Below are 19,788 nucleotides of genomic sequence, written 5' to 3'. Positions count from 1 at the left end.
TAATATGTCAGAATTGGTATTTATATGTAAACAGATGCCCGATGGGTGACACTTTTCTGCCAGCGCCCAATGTGGCAGGGCCGATCGGCCGCATGCCAAGGCCGATAAAAACTGCTAAAATCGCCGCTTTTATGCTTTGCCAACCTGTCAGGAACTGCTGATGCCCTGGATCCAACTTCGTGTTCACACTACAGAAAAACATGCTGAGACTGTCAGCGACATGCTGATGAGCTGGGGCGCCCAGGCCGTCAGTTTTGTCGATGCGCACGACACCCCTATCTATGAACCCATGCCGGGCGAAGTGATTTATTGGGCAAATACCGTGGTGGTAGGTCTGTTTGATGCGGAACATCCAATGGATAAAGTGATCCGCAAACTCGAACAGGTCAGTTTGTTTAAACATGGCGTGCAGTACAAGCTGGAGCAACTGGAAGACAAAGACTGGGAACGCGAATGGATGGACAACTTCCACCCGATCCGCTTTGGTCAACGGCTGTGGGTTTGCCCGAGCTGGCGCGAAATTCCGGACCCGACTGCTGTCAACGTGATGCTGGACCCAGGCCTCGCCTTTGGTACCGGCACGCACCCAACCACCGCTTTATGTATGGAATGGCTCGACAGTCAGGATTTAACCGACAGTCTCGTCGTCGATTTTGGCTGTGGTTCCGGCATTTTGGGTATTGCCGCATTGAAACTGGGCGGCAAACGCGTCGTCGGGATCGACATCGACCCACAAGCCATTGAAGCCAGCACCGCCAACGCGGCACGCAACGGCGTCGCAGGGCAGATTGAACTGTATTTACCCAAAGACCAGCCGAAGTTGGAAGCGGACGTCGTCGTGGCCAATATCCTCGCCGGTCCTTTGGCCGAACTGAGTCAAATCATCAGCGCTTATGTCCGGCCGGGTGGTTTACTGGCATTATCCGGTATTCTGGAGAGTCAGGCCCAATCGGTGATTGATGCTTACAGCGATGAATTTGACTTTGACCCGGTTGCCGTCAAAGAAGAATGGGTGCGCTTAAGTGCACGTAAACGCCTCATCGGCTGAACCGCCCCTCCTTTCGTGCAGCACCAGAGTATACAACTGGTGCTGCCGCCAGAAATAACGCCCCGAAAATAACGCCCCTTGCCGCCAGCGTTCATTCCAGGGTTGTGTCAGCTGCAATATAAAATGCTGCTCTGTAACCCTGACTACCTCTGCAGCAGTAAAATCCATCACACGCCGGCACTGCGGGTACAAGGCTTTATACAGGCTTTCTTTGGCAGAGAAAACCAGCGTCAGCAAGGCAGTATCTGTTAAACCCGCAGCGCGCCCTATCTGAAGTTCAGCCGCAGAAAGTACCTCAGCCGCCAATTGCTGCTGTTGCTCCTGACTAAAAGCGCATTCGACATCAACACCGATGACCGACTGACCAGACATCGATGCGGGCTGCAGCGCCGCAAATATCTGGCCATCGCAGTGCGACAAACTGCCGACCTGCCCAGGTGGCCAGCGGGGACAGCGATCGGCTGCGGCCAACAGCGGCATCACCGTCAAAGCGCAATGCTGCTGTAAATAGCGCACCAGTAACCGGCCAGCGAGGTATTCGGCCTGACGCGATGGCACTGACGCCTGTATCTCGGGTGGAAACAAAATATTGCAATGCCTGTAAGCATCACTTTGATAATGTGCTGCGCTGAAGTTCGCAATGGCAAAAGTCGCCGGCCCTTCATTCCATACCAGCTCCGGCCGCCAAAATGCCGTTTCACACCATGCCATGTTCTGTCCTCTGCCCTGCTACCTAGTCGCTATTTTGCAATATTTTTTTTACATCCAGCAAGGATGACTGTACCTCCGCAGTGGTTACGCGACTTTCCAGTATCGCCCAGTCATGCGTCAACGGGCAGTTACAAGACAGTTTCGTCACCTTGTTAATATTTTTAAAACTACAAGTTGATTTTTATTTGATATCCGCAGGCCGCTCGCCCGGCCATGAAATAGCCTTTGTTATTCTCGCTGCCGCATTAACCACATCCCTGCCGTCATCATTCTGCGGCTGGGAAACCACATTGAGGCGGCCAGCGGCCATCTGTCTATAAAGGAGAGCAGGGTGAATAACGAAACACGGACAAACGAAATAGCGATTATTGGCATGGGTTGCCGCTTCCCCGGTGGGGCTGATGATCCAGCCGCTTTCTGGCAAATGCTTAAACAGGGCGTTGATGGCATTGTCGACGTGCCGCCTGAACGCTGGGATATCCGTAAATACTACGATGCCGATCCTCACAAACCTGGTAAGACATATGCGCGCCAGGGCGGGTTCATCCGCCAGCGGCTGGATCACTTTGACCCGCAGCCCTTTTTGATGTCGCCAAAAGAAGCGGAAGTGATAGATCCGATGCAGCGACTGTTACTCGAAGTCGCTTGGGAAACATTAGAAGATGCCGGCATGCCACAGGATCTGGCCAAGCAAAAAACGACCGGCGTGTTCATCGGCGCTTTTGCCATCGACAATAAAGCGATCCAACTTGATGGTGACAATTTATACGAAACAGACTCGCACACAGCGTTTGGGGTGACGATGGCGCTGTTATCCAATCGTATTTCATATGCTTTTGATTTAAAAGGGCCAAGTTTTACGGTCGACACCGCCTGCTCAGCGTCAATGACTGCGCTGCACCTGGCGATGCAAAGCCTGCGCAATGGCGATTGCGAAATAGCGCTGGTCGGTGGCGCGAATGCCATGATGACACCGCATTACCCGGTGGTGATGAGCAAAGGCCAGTTTTTGTCAGCGCACAGCCGGTGTAAGGCCTTTGATGCCGATGCTGGTGGGTATGTCAGGGCTGAAGGCGCCGGCATGGTGTTGTTAAAACCGCTGGCGGAAGCTCTGCGCGACGGTGATCACATTCACGCGGTAATTGTCGAAACCGGGATTAATCAGGATGGCCAAACCAAAGGCATATCTTTGCCCAACCCTGACGCTCAGTTCAGACTGTTACAGCAGGTGTATCAACGTGCAGGCGTGCCGGCAGAACAGCTGAGTTATATCGAAGCCCACGGAACCGGCACCAAAGCTGGCGACCCACTGGAAGTCGCCGCACTGGGTCGTGCTCTGGCCGGCCGCTCGCTGCAACAGCCATGTCTGATCGGGTCAGTAAAAACCAATATTGGCCATACCGAAGCTGCGTCAGCAATGGCGGGCCTGATTAAAGCGACACTGGTGGCGCGGGAAAAACAGGTGCCAGCCAACCTGCACTTTCACACCCCAAACCCGGAAATCCCCTTTGCGCAATTACCGCTGAAAGTTGTCACCACTTTGACGCCGCTGGATGCGGATAAAACTCATTTTATCGGCGTGAATTCTTTTGGTTATGGTGGCAGTAATGGCCATGTCATTTTGCGCAGCGCCCGACAACACGAATTACCGCAGCCTAGAGCAGCGCAGCAAAGTGAAATCCGGCAGATGCTGGTACCATTCAGCGCCCGCTCGGAACGGGCGTTGCTGGCCGTGTTACAGCGATTCGAGCAGCAACTGCAACAACAGCCGGATATTGCGCTAGCAGATTGGGTGTATAGTCTGAGCGCAAGGCGGACCGCACTGACTCATCGCCTGTGCCTGCTGGCCGAAAGTCCGGCCACGCTGTTGCAGCAATTACAGCAACAGATCAGTCAGCCATTGCAGGTCCGGCAATGCCACCAGAAACTGCAGCGCCTGGCGATGGTCTGTACCGGTATGGGACCACAGTGGTGGGGCATGGGTCAGGAACTTTACCGCACCGAACCGGTATTTCGCGAAGCTCTGGAGCGGGTTGATCAGGTATTTCAAGCAGTAGCCGGCTGGTCTGTGCTCAGTGAAATGCAAAAAGATGAAACCAGCTCCCGCATGCACGAAACTCAGGTGGCGCAGCCCGCAAACTTCGCATTGCAGGTAGCTTTGTTTGAGTTATGGGCACATTTTGGTGTTAAACCGGTTGTGCTGATTGGGCATAGTGTTGGTGAAGTGGCTTCCGCGTATCTGTCCGGTGCGTTGAGCCTGCAAGATGCCTGTAAAGTCAGTTACCACCGCAGTCGCCTGCAGCAGCAGTGCGCCAATCTTAACGGCGGCATGCTGGCCGTAGGGTTGACGGAAGCGGCTTGCCAGCCCTGGCTGCAACAATTCCCGGCCATCGAAATCGCTGCACTAAACGGGCCCGAAGCACTGACGCTGGCCGGGCCGCGTCCAGCGCTGCAGGAACTGGCACAACAGCTTGAGCTGAAGCAGATTTTCTGCCGGATGCTACAGGTTGAAATCGCTTATCACAGCAGTCAGATGCAGCAGATCCGACAGGAACTGCTGCAGGTACTTTCAGATCTACAACCACGCGCCTGCAACATCCCGCTGGTATCGACCGTTACCGGTCAACAGGTCTCCGGCGAAGAACTCGGTGCCGATTACTGGTGGCGTAATGTGCGCCAGAGCGTGTTATTTGCCCGCGGTTTTCACAGTGTGCTGGCAATGTCTCCGGATGCGGTGCTTGAACTGGGGCCACACCCGGTACTGAAGCAAAATATTCGTGAGTTGCTGACTCAACAAGGATTGGACCTACCACAGCTGGCCAGCTTACAGCGTAAAGCGCCTGAGCAGAACTTTTTCCTCGGCGAACTGGCGCGTTGGTTTAACCAGGGTGGCGCGCTGCACTGGCAGGCCTTTCATGGCCCTTTGGCGCATTATGTACCGCTGCCGTTGTATCCGTGGCAACGGGAACACTTATGGCGTGAGTCCGGCCGTTCGGTAGAACGCCGAATCGGTCGCGCCGGCGCTGTGTATCTGAACGAACAATTGCCGGGCTCCGGTATCGCCTGGAGTGGCGAGATCAACCGGCATTTTATGCCTTACCTGCCCGACCATCAGGTCAACGCCAGTGTGGTATTCCCGGGCGCGGCCATTATTGATGCGCTGTTCTGTGCAGCCGCGGAACTCAGTGGCGCCGCCAGTCTGACGCTGGAGCAGCTACAGATTGAAAAAATGCTCCAGGTGCCGGCGCAGGCCGTGATGAAAACCGAAGTTCGTTATCATGCTGCGCAGCGTCTGCTGGAATTGTCCAGCCGGGATCAGGCCGACAAACTGAGCCAATGGCAACGCAATGCCAGCGCCCGACTCTGTCAGTATCCGGTGCCAATGCCCGCGCTGGATGGTCAGCATTTACTAGACTTGTCAGCCGCCCCTGCACAAATACAGCAATTTTATCAGACTGCCGCCGGCATCGGGCTGGAGTATGGTCCGGCCTTCCAGACACTGACAGCACTGCAGATTCAGCCTGACAGCGTCAGCGCCAGATTAGTGCTTAGCGCGGCTGCGACACAGGAGGTCGGTCAATATCTGCTACACCCTACCCTGCTCGATGGCGCTTTTCAGTCATTGCTGGCTCTGGTCAACAATGGGCCGGCGTATGTGCCGCACAGCTGTGGCCGCCTGACGCTATTGCAGCTGCCCGGAGAAGTCTGTTTCAGCCACTGTCGTCTGCTGGAAAAAACCGCGCGTAGTCTTCGCTGTGAGCTGGCGCTTTACAACGATGCGGGCGCGCTGTGCCTATTGCTGGAGGATCTGGAATGCCGCGCCATTGAACTGGCCGGTGGGCAACAACCCGTGCAGAATCCGGTCAATTATCAGCTGCAATGGCTGCAACAACCCGAAGTGCCAGTACTGCAGGCGCTGCCGCGTCGGGTGCTGATCATTGACGATGGCAGTGAGCTGGCATTTGCCGCCACTGCCGCGCTGCAGCAACGAGGCGTCCTGGTGCGCAGTTATCGCATCGGCACTTTGCCGCCGCAGGGGCTTGAACAACCGGACCTGTTGCTTGATTTCAGTACCTGTCTCTGGCCACAGACGGATTGGCAGGATCCAGAACTACTGATATGCCGCCTGACTGATGCCATTCAAGACAGCCGTGCATTGTTGCAGCTGTTAGATGATGGTAAACAGCCATGGCGTTACCTGCGTCTGAGCATCGCCGCGTATCAGGTGCGACCAGACGATTCCGTGCAGAGCTGGTCAGCTTCCGCACTCGCCGGCCTCAGTGCCGCCATTATCAATGAGTATCCGGCAGTGTTCTGTCAGAATCTGGATTTGAGCAGTGATGCCCGTACTGCGTTACAGCAGCTGTTTCAGGAACTGCAGATCGGCGATCAGGCCAGCGATGTCGCCTGGCGCGAAAACAACCGTTACCGGCGTGAGCTCTGTGCGGAACAGGCAGACAGCAGCACCTGGCAACAAATCGCCGCAGATAGTGACAGTGCAGTGGAGCTGCGCCAGTTTGCCGTCACAACAGCAAAAGACAAAGCACAAACCGATAGTTTCACTGGCTGGTGTGCCAGCCAAGCCGCTGAAACTGCAGCCGGACCATATCAGCTGACACTGCACAGCGCGGCATTATCTCCGGCGCTGCGTCAGGGGCAGCCGGCGGATTTAATCGCGGTCGCACAAGTCCGGCAGGCGCCAGCGGCGGCAGCTTATCAGAACGGTGAGTTGGTGCTGCTACGTCAGCGACAGCAACGACTGCAAAGCAAGCGCAATGCAACTAAGGACGAGCTGTTGCCGCTGCCGGCCGGCTTTTTGCCAGCTCAAGTAGGTCTGGTTGAGCCTTATGTAAAGGCGCTGTACTGCCTGTCAGGGTTGTCTGCCCCTGCAGCAGGCCAGCGGTTGTTGTTGGCCGACCTGCCGCTGGATCTGGAAAATGCACTCCGGCATATCGCAGCCACTATGCAACTGCAGGTCACGGCCCTGCATGATCGTGTCGAAGCATCAGTCGTCCGGCGATCTGGACAGCAACAGTTTGGCTGCTACGACCTGAGCTTTTTCCGGCCATTGCTGCAGCAGGCGTCGTTTGACCTGATCATTTCAGCAGCCGGCAGCGAAATCCGTGACAAATTGCTGCGCCTGCCTGGCAAACAACGGCTATTGATTGACCTCAGCCAACAGCCATTGGACAGCGCCCGGTTAAGCCAGGACGACATCATCTGCCAACCGGATCTGTCTGGCCTGTTACATAGCACTGAAAAAACCAGATTTATCAGTGCAGCACTGCAATTTATTGTGGCGCACAGCAACGAGTTGCCGGATTCACAAAGTTGTCCGGCTGCATTACTGGCCCAAACCGACACGCTCAGTGACAGCTATGACAGCGTGTTACTGCATCAGCAACCACTGGTGTTATTAGCTCCTTTTGATACCCCGTGGCTGCCACCACAAAGTTCAGTGCTGATCACCGGCGGCACTGCCGGTTTTGGCCTGTCGCTGGCCAGACAGCTGGCCGATTGGGGCGCTGCCCGCCTAGTGCTGGCAAGCCGTAGCGGTCAGGTTGATGCAAAAGCGCTGCAGCTGCTGCAAAACCGTGGTGTGCAGGTCGACACTGTCGCACTTGATGTGACCGATGCCTGCGCAGTACGCGACGCTGTGGCTTTTGCCAACCAGCCGGCCGCACCGCTGCGGGTTGTGGTGCATTGTGCCGGCGTGCTGGCCGATGGTTATCTGCGTGACCTCAGTGCAGACAACTGCCGCACTGTCCTGGCACCGAAAATTCTCGGCGCTCTGCATTTACATCAAGCGCTGGCTGCATTGCCGCCGCAACAGCTGCAGCGATTCATCTGCTGCTCATCGGTGTCGGCGCTGGTCGGTAATCCGGGTCAGGCGAATTATGTGGTTGCCAACAATTGGCTGGATGAATTCTGCCACTGGCGACGTCGGCAAGGCTTACCGGCCTTATCGGTGAACTGGGGTGCGCTGGCGGGTGCCGGTATGGTGGCCCGCGATGTACAAGTTCGCACCATTCTGGCTGGACAAGGTGTTCATGCAATCAGTGACAATTATGCGTTTAACCAGTTGCAGCATGCGCTGACCGCCAACGAAATCCAAATTGGCATTATGGATATCGAATGGCCGCTGTGGTTCAACGCCAATCAGGCTGCCCGTCGCTCCGGCCGTTTCCGCCAGATTGTGCAGCAGTTTGGCCAGCAACACAGCGCTGGCCGGCTGTTCCGCCAGCAACTACAAACGCTGCCCGCACCGGAACGCAAAGGCGCTTTGTTACAGGCATTGCAGCAGCAAGTGGCGTCCCTGCTGCGTTACCAGCCGGAGCAGGTTGATGTGCGCATCAGCCTGACCCAGCTTGGCGTCGACTCGCTGACCACCAATCAACTCAGTAAACAGCTGTTAACCCAGCTGGGTCTGGCTATTTCAAGTATGAGCCTGCTGGCAGGTCCGTCATTGGAGCAACTGGCCCAGCAGCAGCTGGTTCTGCTTGGCGAAGACGCAGCCCTGGTCTGACATATTGCCATCATCGGCTGGCAGCCCTGCTGCCAGCCCCCCCCAGATATCGAAAAGAGAAGGAGTTTTTGAATGTCTTTACTGGTCGCTTCAAGTTCTATCCTGAGGGCGCTGCGCTGCAGCGATCCGACAGCGCCTGCAGTGGTGGCGTTTCATTATGCCGGCGGCAACAGCCGGATTTTCGCCCCCTGGCTACCGGAATTGCCGGCCTCAGTGAATCTGCTGACTGTACAGCTACCTGGCCGGGATGAGCGCCGGCACGAACCTTTGCCGCAGGATCTGCGTCAGCTCGCTCGCGAATGTGCCGGTGCACTGCAGGTCTATCCGGGCGAATTGCTGCTGTTTGGCCACAGTATGGGAGCGCTACTGGCCTATGAAACGGCGCTGCAACTTCAAGCACTTGGCAAGCCAGTGCGGCATCTGCTGTTGTCGGCCCGGCCGGCACCGCAACTGCCGGTAAGGTCCCGTCGTTCACACCTGACCAATGACATGCTGATCGATGAGCTGCGCCGGCTTGGTGGCACGCCGCAGGAATTGTTGCAAAATCCACAGTTGCTGGCGTTGGTACTGCCGGTGCTCAGAGCGGATTACGCCATGTTGGAAAATTACCATTTTCAGCCTCATCCGGCGGCGCGGCAGCTGAGCGCCACTCTATTGGCAGGCCGGCAGGATCGGCTGGTTAGCCCTTTTGAGATCACGGCCTGGCGTCAGGTTCTGGCAAATGACACCACGTTACGCCAGTTCGATGGTGATCACTTTTACCTGCACAACCAAGTCAGTGCCTTGTGTCAGCTTTGCGCAGAACTCCTGCAACCGTTGACGGTAAATGTCAGGGAGGAACTGGCATGACTGAATTGCAAAAAGACCCGCAGGTAAAAACTCCGGGCCCACTAGCCCTGACACTACACATGCTGGGGGGGAAGCTGATGGCGATGCTGATCCGGCTCAGTATTCAGTTCCGCTATTGGCGGGCTTACCGCAAAGCCGGCTCAGCACTGGAGCGCGGCAACTTGCGGCTGCAACGCGATTTCCGGTTGAATTTTGCGCTCAGCGGAGATGCTGCGCTGCGCCGCTTTAAATTCCGCTGTCGTTACAGCCGCTATTATCAGCTGCAGTTACTGAACCAAATCCTGCAGCAGCAAGCGCAGACTGTGTTTGGCCGCGAACATCATTTTGCCGATATTCAAAGCCTCAGCCAATACCGCGCGCATGTGCCCTTGCAGGATTATGAAACTCTCAGACCTTATATTCAACGCCACTTGCAGGGCGAAGCCGACGTGCTGCTGCGAGGCAAGCCCTGTTATTACGCGACCACCAGCGGGTCGACCGGGGAGCCAAAATTTATCCCCGTGACCAAAGCGCAACAACAGTCGGCCCATCAGGATGCCGCCCGGTTATGGGGTTACAGCCTGCAGCAGAATCATTCAGGAGCTTTTACCGGCAAATCGCTGGTAATTGTGTCGCCGGCAGTGGAAGGCCATGCGCCGGACGGCACGCCTTATGGCTCTATTTCCGGCCAGTATATTCAGGATCTGGATGAGGCCATCAAACACAAATATCTGCTGCCTTATGCGGTGTATTGCATCAAAGACTACGATGCGCGTTATTACACTATTTTACGCTTGGGGATAGCGGCTGCGGATGTCAGTCTGGTGTCGTCAACCAACCCATCGACCTTGAGCCTGCTGGCGGAAAAAGGCGCGTTGTGGCAAGACATGTTGTTGGACGATTTGACCCATGGCGGCATTAACAGCCAGTTTGCAGTGGAACCCGAGATCCGCGAAATGTTGTTGCCATTGTGTCCGGCCAATCCGCTGCGGGCAGCTGCACTGCGCGCCTTGCGGCAACAGGACCCTGAGCTGCGGCTACGGCCTTACCACTACTGGCCACAACTGGCGGTGATCGCTTGCTGGACAGGCGGGAACTCAGCATTTTTCCTGCAAAAAATGCAGCAGTGGTACGGCCGGGTACATATCAAAGATCTGGGGTTTCTCGCCTCAGAGATCCGCGGCTCTATACCGCTGGCGCTGGACCAAAGCGCAGGTTTGCTAACTATCGAGGACAATTTCTTTGAATTTGTCCGGGTCAGTGATGTGCAACAAGGCGATTTAAACCCTGAGCAACGGCAATATCTGCTGGCCGACGAACTGTGTACCGGCGAGCGCTATTACCTGTATTTCAGCAATATCGCCGGCCTGTACCGCTATGACCTGAACGACATTATCGAAGTCAAAGGCTTTCACGGCACGACACCGCTGATTGATTTTGTCCAGAAAGGTAAAGGGGTTACCAATATTACCGGGGAAAAAATCTACGAGCAGCAAGTGCTGGCAGCGATCACCGTTGCACAGCAACAAACGTCGCTGCACTGTGTATTTTTTCAGTGTCTTGCCTCTGCCCCTCAAGGCGGTTACCAGCTGTTTGCCGAGTTCAGTCAGCCACCAGCCCTCCAGCAACTACAGCACTTTGCCGGCGCCTTTGAACAAGCGCTGCAACAGCAAAACATCGAGTATCGCAGCAAACGTTTGTCACAACGCCTCAGCGCGGTGCAGGTCCATGCACTGGCCAGTGGCACATTGGAGCAATTTAAACGCCGCCGGGTCGCCGCGGGTGTCCGCGAAGCCCAATTTAAGACTGTCCCGCTGACGGCTGACGCCAGCCTCAGCACTGAATTTGTCATTATCAGCAGCACTGCTGCTAAGGAAAATCAATATGTTGCATGAATTTTACGCGGTGCTACACCGCAGCCTTCTCTGGAGTTTGTTGTTGGTCTCGCTGTTGGGCTCGACGCTCAGCCAAGCCACCGGAAGCGCTTTTTTTCAGCTGAATCACTCGGGTCGCCAAGGGGTATTGCATTACAGTGACCCATTGCTCAGCCAGGCCGGCCAACCTGTGAATTACCAGCTGCGCTACACCTACTGGCTGCCCGGGCGCAGCAATGGCAAGGTTATTGTTTACAATCACGGCCTGCAGAGTCATCGCGGCTGGTTTTATGGCAGCGCGGAGTATCTGGCGATCCTCGGCTATACCGTGTACGCATTTGACCGAGTGGGCGCCGGTCAGTCTTCGGCCGGCGTCTCAGTGCGGCCGGGCAGCGACAACGGCAGGAGCCTCATCCGCCAGCAGGGCCATGTCGACCGCTGGCAAGTCTGGACCGACAGCCTGGATCAGATGGTCCGGCTGGTGCGCAAACGCCATCCATCGCTTGAACTGAACCTGTGGGCAAACAGCTTTGCCGCGCATATTCTGACCGGATATATCAACAGTTATCCGCCTCAGGGCGTGCGCCGGCTGGTGTTTACCACACCAGGGCTGTTTTCACGCCTGCCGTTACCTTTTACCATTCCTGAGCTGATTGCTGCGGCTCCAGGTCAATATTTTGCCTCAACCATTCCGGAACAACAGGGCGACAAAGGCGCCACCTTGTTTACTTCAGATCCGTTTTATCAGTGGGCGATCAGCACTGATGGGTATTCGCAGCGCCGTTTCAGCCGTGAGTTTTATCTGGCCGTCGGTGGTCTGACTCAATTTAACCTGTTGCGAACCAGCTTTACGACAGATCCACTGGCCCACTTCCCGCGCTTCTATTTATATGTGCCCGCCGACCCGATGATGGACAATCAGCGGCTGCGCAGTTATCTGACACTGGCACCAGCCAATACCGTGGCCAAAGCTTATAGTGGCGGCGATGATCACCGTCATTTGCTGGCCTTCACGGCAGATATGCAGCAAAGCATTCTGGATATTGATGATTTTCTGCATGATCGGCCAGTGCAGGGACAGGATGTGCTGCAGGTGCCGGCACGCCAGCCGTTGATGGTGTTACCGGAGCATTGGTTATGATGTCTGATCTGCCATTTCAGCCGGAACTTCAGATCAGCGCGATCCGGTTGTATCAAACCGAAATCCCGTTTCGGCTGAGCTTTAATCATGCCAGTCAGCAGCGGGCGGCCGTGACCGGCATCGTGCTGCAATTAAGTTCGGCCTGTGGCCGGCATGGCTTTGGTGAAGTGTTGCCGCGGCCTTATGTCAGTGGCGAGACCGATGCGTCTGTCGTGGCGGCGCTGCGCGAAGTGGTGCTGCCGGCACTCGCCGGCCAGTGCTTTGTCAGTGTTAGCGCTATCCTAGAGTACCTTGGCAACTTCTATCAGCAACACCCTGCATTAGCGCCCAGCGCCAGCTGCGTCAGGACTGCTGTTGATCTGGCGCTGCTGGATTTGGCTGGCCAATGTCTGCAACAACCACTGGCGACACTGCTCTCTGCTGGGCTGTCTGAAACCGGCAGCGCTGCCCCTACACAAAATTCCGATATTCAGTACAGCGGTACTTATGGCCTGGGCGATGCCGCGTTGCTCAACCGCTATCAGCAAGCGTATCAGGCGCTGGACCTGCGGGCATTTAAGCTAAAAGTCGGGCTTGACCTCAACGCAGAATTGGCGCTGCTGTCAGACTTACAACAGAGCCATCCGCAGGCCAGTTGGCGGGTCGATGCCAACGGTGCCTGGTCACTGACGCAGGCCCGTCAGGCAATTCCGCAACTGCTGGCGTTGGGTGTGCAATGTATTGAACAACCGCTGGCGGCCAACGACCAAGCTGGTTATCTAGCGCTTTTTGCTGAATATTCCAGGGTCGTGCCGCTGATGCTCGATGAATCCTTCTGCCGCTGGTCTGATTTGGGATATCTGCTGGACGCCGGTTTCCAGCCGGCGCTGAATTTGCGGGTTTCCAAATGTGGCGGAATCTTATCAACACTGGCGCTGGCCGCACTGGCGCGTCAGCATGGCCTGATGTATCAGCTGGGGGCCCAGGTCGGGGAAAGCGTGATCCTGACGCGGGCCGGCCAGCTGGTCGCTGCGGTGCTGGGGGACTGTCGCTACCACGAAGGAGCCTTTGGTGATTATCTGTTGTGCCATGACTTGCAGCAGCCATCCCTGCGCTTTGGCGCAAAAGGTCTGCTTTCCAATGCCGCACTGCAAACGATGCCAGGGCTTGCATTGCAGATAGACCAGGCGCTGCTGAATGACTGTAGCCGCCATTGCGACAGTTGGTTTGCCGGAGGGCGAAGTGGCTGATCACATAACTTCGGTGCACAAAAAATCAGCTGCAGACCGTTACAGACATACTGCAACAGACCGGCATTTCACCGGCCTGTTGCGGCATACGCAATTTGTGCCACTGACTTTTTTTGTGCTATACGCCAGCTGGCAGGGTCAGGACAGCTTTGCCCGCTGGCTACAGGCCTTTGAATACAGCGCGCTGCTGGCGCTGCTACAACTGTGGTTGTGCCGGCACCAGCAGCCTGTCAACAAACTGATGCTGGCGGCCAATCTGTATTTGTTACTGGGAGCTGCCGCCAGTGTGCTGCAGCTGTCGCTATTGCAGTGGCTGCTGGATCTGTGGCGGGCGCAGGCACTATTTGTTGGTATTGCGCTGCTGAATTTGCTGTGTCTGTGTGGTCACCCTGCGGGCTGTCTGTCGGTATATCCACAGAATCGGCGGAATGGTAAAAAGGCTTCTTTGCTGTTGTGGCTGGCCAGTCTGCTAGCCATGCTACCGGCCATGCTGACCCAGTGGCCCTTGCTGTACAGTGCATTTTTACCACTGCTGCTATTGTCGCTGCTGGAAAAATGGCTGAGCCATCGGGTAAACCCTCCATCACAGCACGGGAAGTAGCTTATTGCTGCCGGTCAGGGGCGACCTGGCTGGCAGCAATGTTGTTCAGAAGCGGATACTGATGCCCAGTCCGGGGAACGGAAAATCGGGGAACTCATAATCTTCTTCATAGCTGGTGTAATCGGCGTTCCATTCCTGTTCCTGCACTGTCTTGTTGCCATACAGATTGAGCACTTCAAAGTACATGGTCACCGGATACTGGCCCCAGCGCGTGTGATAATCGACCCTGGCATCCAGTCGATGCAGCGCGTCGCGTCTGCCACCGTTAAAGGTCCCTTCTGTCGGGTCATAAAAAATCGGCGCTTTGCTTAGATCTGGCTGACCATTGACCTGCGGGTACACCGGTCGGGCACCAAAAATTTCAGTGTAACGCCGGCCACTCTGGAAACGCCATTTAAAACCTAACTCCCAGTGCTCATCCCACTCGTAGTTCACCACGGCATTGATGATCAGCGGAATGTCCCACTCATAGTTAAAATCCTGCCCAGTCAGGTCGTTACGCCGCTCGGTTTTGGCGTATCCCACACTAAGCCAGCCATACCAACCGTCGGTCAGATCGCGGTTTAATAAAAACTCCGCGCCGCTGGCACTGCCGCTGCCGCCGTTTAAAAACGCCGGCGCCTGCAGCTGGCCCGGCTGGGACAAGCCGCCGGACTGACGGGCCGGATTACTGACAAACAGTTTATCCAGCTTTTTGTGGTACAAATCCAGTTGCCAGCGCCATAAGTCATTCAGTCGATGTTCCAGCCCAAGTCCCAGCTGATCGGCAGTTTCAAGTTCCAGCTCTGGATTGCCAAACACCGAAGACAGCATTTCTACCCGACGAAACCATTGGTGATGCTGACCGGCCGTAAGGTCCAGCTGCCAGTTCGGATCCAGATGCCACGTCAGCGCCATGCGGGGTTCGGCAAAAGATTCACCGGTAAAATCGTTATGTTCCAAAGCCAAACCGGCCTTTAGTTGCAAAGCCGCTGCCAATGGCCGCTGGTAGTTCAGATGACCGCTGACAAAACGTACGTCCGCGCCGGCGTTATCTGCCAGGATCGGTGCATAATAACCAGGCGGGCATACATTTAATTCCGGATTACAGGGCTGCGCCCGTCCTTTGGCCTGCCAGTCGATGTTCTGCTGGCGCAGTTCCAGCCCCCAATGCAGTTCGGCGTCGCCAACCGGGCTGACTGTGGCCGATTTGAGCAGCCATTCGCGGATATCATTTTGCAGGTTCCAGGCAATGCCTTCTTCGATATTTTCGCTACGATCCAGCAGGTTAAACGCCAGTTTACTGTCTCCGACAACGCTTTGATTATCCCACAACACACCAAACTGGCTGTAGCTACTGCGATAGCCCTCACCGGTAGCCAGATCCGGATTTTTTGCCACATCGCGGCTGCCGTCGTCAAAGCGGCGCCTGACTTTGTCACGCGCACCGGTAGCGATCAGCCGCAGCTGGTTCTGTTCATTGATATCCCAAACCAGTTTGCTTTGAAAATCGTTGTTACGGGGGGGCGTGGAAAAATCGAATTCTTCGTCTTCGATAAACTGATCAATATATAAGTGGATAAAACTCTGGCGCAGCGAAAAGTAAAACGCCGCCTGCGGGCTGATCTGGCCTTCGTACAACAGTGACGAGCGAATCGCACCGGCGTCCAGGAACCAGCCGGACTGCTCAAATGACGGATCACGCAGCTCCGTCACAATGACGCCGCCGGTGGCATCTTTGTACTGTGGACTCCAGCTGCTGCTGTACAAGCTGAAGCTCTGGATTAATAAAGGATTAAAGGTACTCAGACCATCATTGTGAAATACATAACCGACCGGCAGAAAATCCGCCTGATATTCATTATCCACCGGTGAACTGCCGCGGATAGCTGGCTTTGCGACAGGTCCACCGGTGCCTGGCGTTGCCAGAATTACACCGGGTAAAGCTTCCAGCGCGCGCAACGGATCGTTGCCGGCGCCGGCCACATTCAGGATCTTTTCGCTGCTCAACGTCAGTCCGTCCGGCCGGCGACCCAACACCTGGATCACTTCCAGCGGCTCTTCCGCAGGGTCTGCAGTTGCAACAATCGCCGGAACCGGCTGATCTGCAACCAGGTTTGCCGGCTCCGCAGCGGCGGCGGACTTGTCTGGCGCAGCAGCAACGGGAAGCTGGCAGAGAAAACCAGCGAGTAAGGCACAAACAGGGACCGGTTTGTGATGAAACGTCATAGTACCTCCATGGATCACTGATAGTCAGATCAGATACACTAGAAAAAACATCTGATTAACCTGAAATAAACCTGAGCTCATCAAATCGGCAACTCAGGTTGCGCGCCTTAGGATACTGAGGACGAAAAGTCAGTTCGGTGACAGATGCACCAGTGGGCATGGTTTTGCACCAATGGGCATCGATGGCCGCGGGAGATACATCATTGGAGCAGCGGGAGCACAGGGATAAAATGTTGGTCACAGATTTATCAAGTCACGAACCAAACCCTAAACATTATTTCTATTCAGTTGGATTTGTGCTGGCGCTGTTATTCGCCTTACTCGATCGCAATGCAGAGCAACTGGAATTTCCTCTGCTGCTGGGAACCTGGTTACTTCAGGGCTTATTACCGGTGACCTTGCTGATCCTGTGTCAGCAGCATTTGCAGCATGTGCCGGCGCTGCAACAACAATCGGCCTGGCTGAAACTGCTGCTGTGTGGCCTCAGTGCCAGCCTGTTGTTTGCCGGTCCTGCATTGTTGCTGGATGTAGCACTGGGCTTAGATCCGCAATATCAGGGCTGGCAAAACTGGGCCGCCGCCTGGTGGCGTGAAGTGCTGGCAGTGGGCCCGTTGATAACGGTGGCCTGGATAGCGGCGAATGCGCCATGGTTATTTGGTTTCAGACTCATTCGCCCACAAAGAAGCCCGGACGCACCCCATACTCAGCCACATCCGACTGCCGGACAAGCTGACACTGCAGGCAGCGCATTAGCGCTGACTGCTGAGTTCAGCGGTCTGCAACGTCAGGTGCCGCCAGAGCGACGTGGTGAGCTGCTTTATCTGAAGTCAGAACTGCACTATTTACTCGTCGTAACATCGCAGGGACGCAGTTTAATTCTCTGCAATCTGAAAGACGCCATCGCAGAATTACCTGAAACCAGTGGCTTTTCGCCACACCGCTCTTATTGGGTCAGCTTTGCAGCGGTAAAAAAGCTAAGCCGGCAGGGGCGACAGGGCCAGCTTTTATTACAGGATGGCAGTAAAGTCCCGGTCAGCCGGACACAAATGCCTTTAGCCACGGCACTACTTCAGCCACATTTACTTTAATGTCTGGGTTTCGTCGGCATCATGTCCGACAGATCCTGTGAATAACTGACGCCTGCTGTCATTGAACGACGCTTTTGCGAAATTAGTCGCATTGGCGGCTATGTCGCTACCGGAAACGCAGGATATGTTATACTATAACAATATGAACTGTACCGGCAGGCGCATTCAGTTCAGTTGTAAAAACACCATGTTCCTGGGATTTCTGCCTGTGGCACCTGTTAATCAGGTGCCTTTTTTTATTCGCGCCATCCCTGGCGCTCCTCCTTCGGACCAACGCTACGCATTGTTAAAAATTACTCCCGGCAATTTTTTATTCGCGCCATCCCTGGCGCTCCTCCTTCGGACCAACGCTACGCATTGTTAAAAATTACTCCCGGCAATTTTTTATTCGCGCCATCCCTCGCGCTCCTCCTTCGGACCAACGCTACGCATTGTTAAAAATTACTCCCGGCAATTTTTTATTCGCGCCATCCCTGGCGCTCCTCCTTCGGACCAACGCTACGCATTGTTAAAAATTACTCCCGGCAATTTTTTATTCGCGCCATCCCTAGCGCTCCTCCTTCGGACCAACGCTACGCATTGTTAAAAATTACTCCCGGCAATTTTTTATTCGCGCCATCCCTGACGCTCCTCCTTCGGACCAACGCTACGCATTGTTAAAAATTACTCCCGGCAATTTTTTATTCGCGCCATCCCTCGAGCTCCTCCTTCGGACCAACGCTACGCATTGTTAAAAATTACTCCCGGCAATTTTTTATAGAAAGGGGCGGTTAGTATAGTGAATCAGGGTTTTCGCCACGCCAATCTATTGGCTCGGCGCTGGGTGAACACCATGAGCGCTGTGAATGGCTGAACAATACAGGGACGCTTTACTGGGAGCTAGTCGGTGATTCGTGGCATCAGTTTCACGAATTACCACGCAAATCCGCAGTATTTGCTATCAAGTCATTGGTGACAAATTCAGCAACACTACAATTATCTATGACAAATCTTCACGCCAACCCGCATTCCCAAAACCGATAAGTCCAATTTTCAGCCGTTTAGCGATTGTCAACCCGCCAACCCCCGATAAATTTATATTTTTGTTTAAATATTAGCCTTTGCATTGTGGGCAAAAATCCGTAAACTTAGCGCCCCTTGAGGGTAGACCCCAGAGATAGAGCGGTGCGCATCGGTCCTTATCAACTTGACAACAATGTGATTTGTGCCCCGATGGCTGGTGTAACAGATTTCACTTTTCGTGAGCTGTGCCGCCGGTTTGGTGCCGGTTTAGCTGTATCAGAAATGATGTCCAGCAACCCTTTGGTCTGGCAAAGCGAAAAGTCATTGAAACGGATGACACATGCAGATGAATCGGGTTTACGCTCGGTACAGATTGCAGGTGCGGATCCGGAACAAATGGCAGATGCTGCCCGATTTAACGTCGAACATGGCGCCCAGATTATCGACATCAATATGGGTTGTCCGGCGAAGAAAGTGAATAAGAAGCTGGCGGGTTCGGCACTGTTACAGTACCCGGACTTAGTTGAGCAGATTATTCAGGCGGTTGTCGGTGCAGTCGATGTGCCGGTGACGCTGAAAATCCGTACAGGTTGGGACCCGGAACACAAAAACGGGGTTCAGATCGCACGGATCGCTGAGGATAACGGCATTCAGGCACTGGCGGTACATGGCCGTACCAAAGCCTGTATGTATAAAGGTGAAGCCGAATACGACACTATCCGCGCCATTAAGCGGGCTGTGGCTATTCCGGTGGTCGCCAATGGTGATATCGACAACGTACAAAAAGCCCGGTTTGTGCTCGATTATACCGGTGCCGACGCCATTATGATTGGTCGCGCGGCGCAGGGCCGGCCCTGGATTTTCCGGGAAGTGGTGCACTATCTGGCCACAGGACAAGAACTCCCTCCGCCTGCTTTGCAGGAAGTGAAGGAGATTTTGCTGGAACATGTCCGCGGTCTGCACCAGCTTTATGGTGATGTGTTAGGTCCAAGAGTCGCCCGTAAACATGTCGGGTGGTATCTGGCCGAACAAGACAGCGCGGGACTGTTCCGCAGTGAATTTAATGGTATTGAGGATGCCAGCGTGCAACTCGATGCTTTAAATCTGTATTTCGAACAACTAGCAGCAACCTAACGTAAAAGAGACTAGGCAATGTTTAATCAAAACGTGACTTCGCCATTTATCACCAACGCCCATGTACAGACTCAGGAAAAACCGCAGCCTTTAAGTAACGCGGTACAAAAAGCGGTGGCGAATTACCTGCAACAGCTGAACGGTCAGGACGTCAACGACCTGTACGAGCTGGTCCTGTCAGAGCTGGAACGCCCTCTGCTGGAAGAAGTGATGAAATATACCCGCGGCAACCAGACCCGGGCCGCCAACCTGATGGGCATCAACCGCGGTACGCTGCGTAAGAAGCTGAAACAATACGGCATGAGTTAATGCCCCCGCGGGAGGAGTCCCGCCAGAAAGCACCTTCGGGTGCTTTTTTGTTTCTCAAAGCCAGGTTCTTGCTGTGACCAGCTTTGACA

Annotated in this window: 12 protein-coding genes; 10 read left to right on the top strand and 2 right to left on the bottom strand. The window is 55.0% G+C overall.

Annotation, left to right across the window (positions count from 1 at the left end; all coding sequences use genetic code 11):
- Positions 1-160 precede the first annotated feature (160 nt).
- Positions 161-1,048 carry a 50S ribosomal protein L11 methyltransferase gene (prmA, locus tag ACFFJP_RS04385; RefSeq protein ID WP_377240905.1) on the top strand — a complete coding sequence of 296 codons (888 nt, stop codon included), beginning with the start codon at positions 161-163 and terminating at the stop codon, positions 1,046-1,048.
- Here the strand turns inward: prmA and ACFFJP_RS04380 are convergent.
- The gene (locus ACFFJP_RS04380) at positions 1,019-1,759 is read right to left on the bottom strand and encodes a 4'-phosphopantetheinyl transferase family protein (protein WP_377240903.1); all 741 of its coding nucleotides are present in this window, start codon (positions 1,757-1,759) and stop codon (positions 1,019-1,021) included. The two genes, prmA and ACFFJP_RS04380, sit on opposite strands and share 30 nt — an antisense overlap.
- Before the next feature lie 331 nt (positions 1,760-2,090).
- Between ACFFJP_RS04380 and ACFFJP_RS04375 the strand changes: the two genes are divergently transcribed.
- From ACFFJP_RS04375 to ACFFJP_RS04350, 6 genes are all read left to right on the top strand, one after another.
- The gene (locus ACFFJP_RS04375; RefSeq protein WP_377240901.1) at positions 2,091-8,285 is read left to right on the top strand and encodes a type I polyketide synthase; all 6,195 of its coding nucleotides are present in this window, start codon (positions 2,091-2,093) and stop codon (positions 8,283-8,285) included.
- Between the two features lie 72 nt (positions 8,286-8,357).
- A complete protein-coding gene (locus ACFFJP_RS04370) occupies positions 8,358-9,134 on the top strand; it encodes a thioesterase II family protein (protein WP_377240899.1) in 777 nt (258 codons plus the stop codon).
- A complete protein-coding gene (locus ACFFJP_RS04365) occupies positions 9,131-11,008 on the top strand; it encodes a GH3 auxin-responsive promoter family protein (protein ID WP_377240897.1) in 1,878 nt (625 codons plus the stop codon). Before ACFFJP_RS04370 ends, ACFFJP_RS04365 begins: the two co-directional genes overlap by 4 nt.
- Entirely contained in the window at positions 10,998-12,128 is a 1,131-nt protein-coding gene (locus ACFFJP_RS04360) for an alpha/beta hydrolase (protein WP_377240895.1), read from the top strand. Before ACFFJP_RS04365 ends, ACFFJP_RS04360 begins: the two co-directional genes overlap by 11 nt.
- Positions 12,125-13,357, top strand: a complete 1,233-nt coding sequence (locus ACFFJP_RS04355) for a mandelate racemase/muconate lactonizing enzyme family protein (RefSeq protein WP_377240893.1) — start codon at positions 12,125-12,127, stop codon at positions 13,355-13,357. Before ACFFJP_RS04360 ends, ACFFJP_RS04355 begins: the two co-directional genes overlap by 4 nt.
- Positions 13,350-13,958 carry a hypothetical protein gene (locus tag ACFFJP_RS04350; protein ID WP_377240891.1) on the top strand — a complete coding sequence of 203 codons (609 nt, stop codon included), beginning with the start codon at positions 13,350-13,352 and terminating at the stop codon, positions 13,956-13,958. The genes ACFFJP_RS04355 and ACFFJP_RS04350 overlap by 8 nt, the downstream gene beginning before the upstream one ends.
- A 45-nt stretch (positions 13,959-14,003) precedes the next feature.
- Here ACFFJP_RS04350 and ACFFJP_RS04345 read toward each other — a convergent pair whose 3' ends face one another.
- Complete coding sequence (locus ACFFJP_RS04345; protein WP_377240889.1) at positions 14,004-16,166, bottom strand: TonB-dependent receptor plug domain-containing protein; 2,163 nt, start codon at positions 16,164-16,166, stop codon at positions 14,004-14,006.
- A 230-nt stretch (positions 16,167-16,396) separates the two neighbouring features.
- On the opposite strand from ACFFJP_RS04345, the gene ACFFJP_RS04340 reads away from it, so the two are divergent.
- The 3 genes from ACFFJP_RS04340 to fis all read left to right on the top strand — a co-directional run bounded on the left by ACFFJP_RS04340 (position 16,397) and on the right by fis (position 19,699).
- Positions 16,397-17,254, top strand: a complete 858-nt coding sequence (locus tag ACFFJP_RS04340; protein WP_377240887.1) for a LytTR family DNA-binding domain-containing protein — start codon at positions 16,397-16,399, stop codon at positions 17,252-17,254.
- A 1,164-nt stretch (positions 17,255-18,418) separates the two neighbouring features.
- Positions 18,419-19,390, top strand: a complete 972-nt coding sequence (dusB, locus tag ACFFJP_RS04335) for a tRNA dihydrouridine synthase DusB (protein ID WP_377240885.1) — start codon at positions 18,419-18,421, stop codon at positions 19,388-19,390.
- Between the two features lie 18 nt (positions 19,391-19,408).
- Positions 19,409-19,699, top strand: coding sequence for a DNA-binding transcriptional regulator Fis (gene fis, locus ACFFJP_RS04330; protein ID WP_031568655.1), 291 nt, complete (start codon positions 19,409-19,411; stop codon positions 19,697-19,699).
- The last annotated feature ends 89 nt before the right edge of the window (positions 19,700-19,788 follow it).

Source organism: Rheinheimera tilapiae (genome assembly GCF_042432165.1).
In the GTDB taxonomy this organism is placed as follows: domain Bacteria; phylum Pseudomonadota; class Gammaproteobacteria; order Enterobacterales; family Alteromonadaceae; genus Pararheinheimera; species Pararheinheimera tilapiae.
The sequence above is the reverse complement of the archived record's forward strand: the minus strand, read 5'-3'. Positions and strand labels throughout refer to the sequence as shown.

Bases quoted from the DNA above. Each gene is read 5' to 3' on its own strand.
- prmA (WP_377240905.1), top strand. From the start codon at position 161: ATGCCCTGGATCCAACTTCGTGTTCACACTACAGAAAAACATGCTGAG.
- ACFFJP_RS04380 (WP_377240903.1), bottom strand. From the start codon at position 1,759: ATGGCATGGTGTGAAACGGCATTTTGGCGGCCGGAGCTGGTATGGAAT.
- ACFFJP_RS04370 (WP_377240899.1), top strand. From the start codon at position 8,358: ATGTCTTTACTGGTCGCTTCAAGTTCTATCCTGAGGGCGCTGCGCTGC.
- ACFFJP_RS04365 (WP_377240897.1), top strand. From the start codon at position 9,131: ATGACTGAATTGCAAAAAGACCCGCAGGTAAAAACTCCGGGCCCACTA.
- ACFFJP_RS04360 (WP_377240895.1), top strand. From the start codon at position 10,998: ATGTTGCATGAATTTTACGCGGTGCTACACCGCAGCCTTCTCTGGAGT.
- ACFFJP_RS04355 (WP_377240893.1), top strand. From the start codon at position 12,125: ATGATGTCTGATCTGCCATTTCAGCCGGAACTTCAGATCAGCGCGATC.
- ACFFJP_RS04345 (WP_377240889.1), bottom strand. From the start codon at position 16,166: ATGACGTTTCATCACAAACCGGTCCCTGTTTGTGCCTTACTCGCTGGT.
- ACFFJP_RS04340 (WP_377240887.1), top strand. From the start codon at position 16,397: ATGTTGGTCACAGATTTATCAAGTCACGAACCAAACCCTAAACATTAT.
- fis (WP_031568655.1), top strand. From the start codon at position 19,409: ATGTTTAATCAAAACGTGACTTCGCCATTTATCACCAACGCCCATGTA.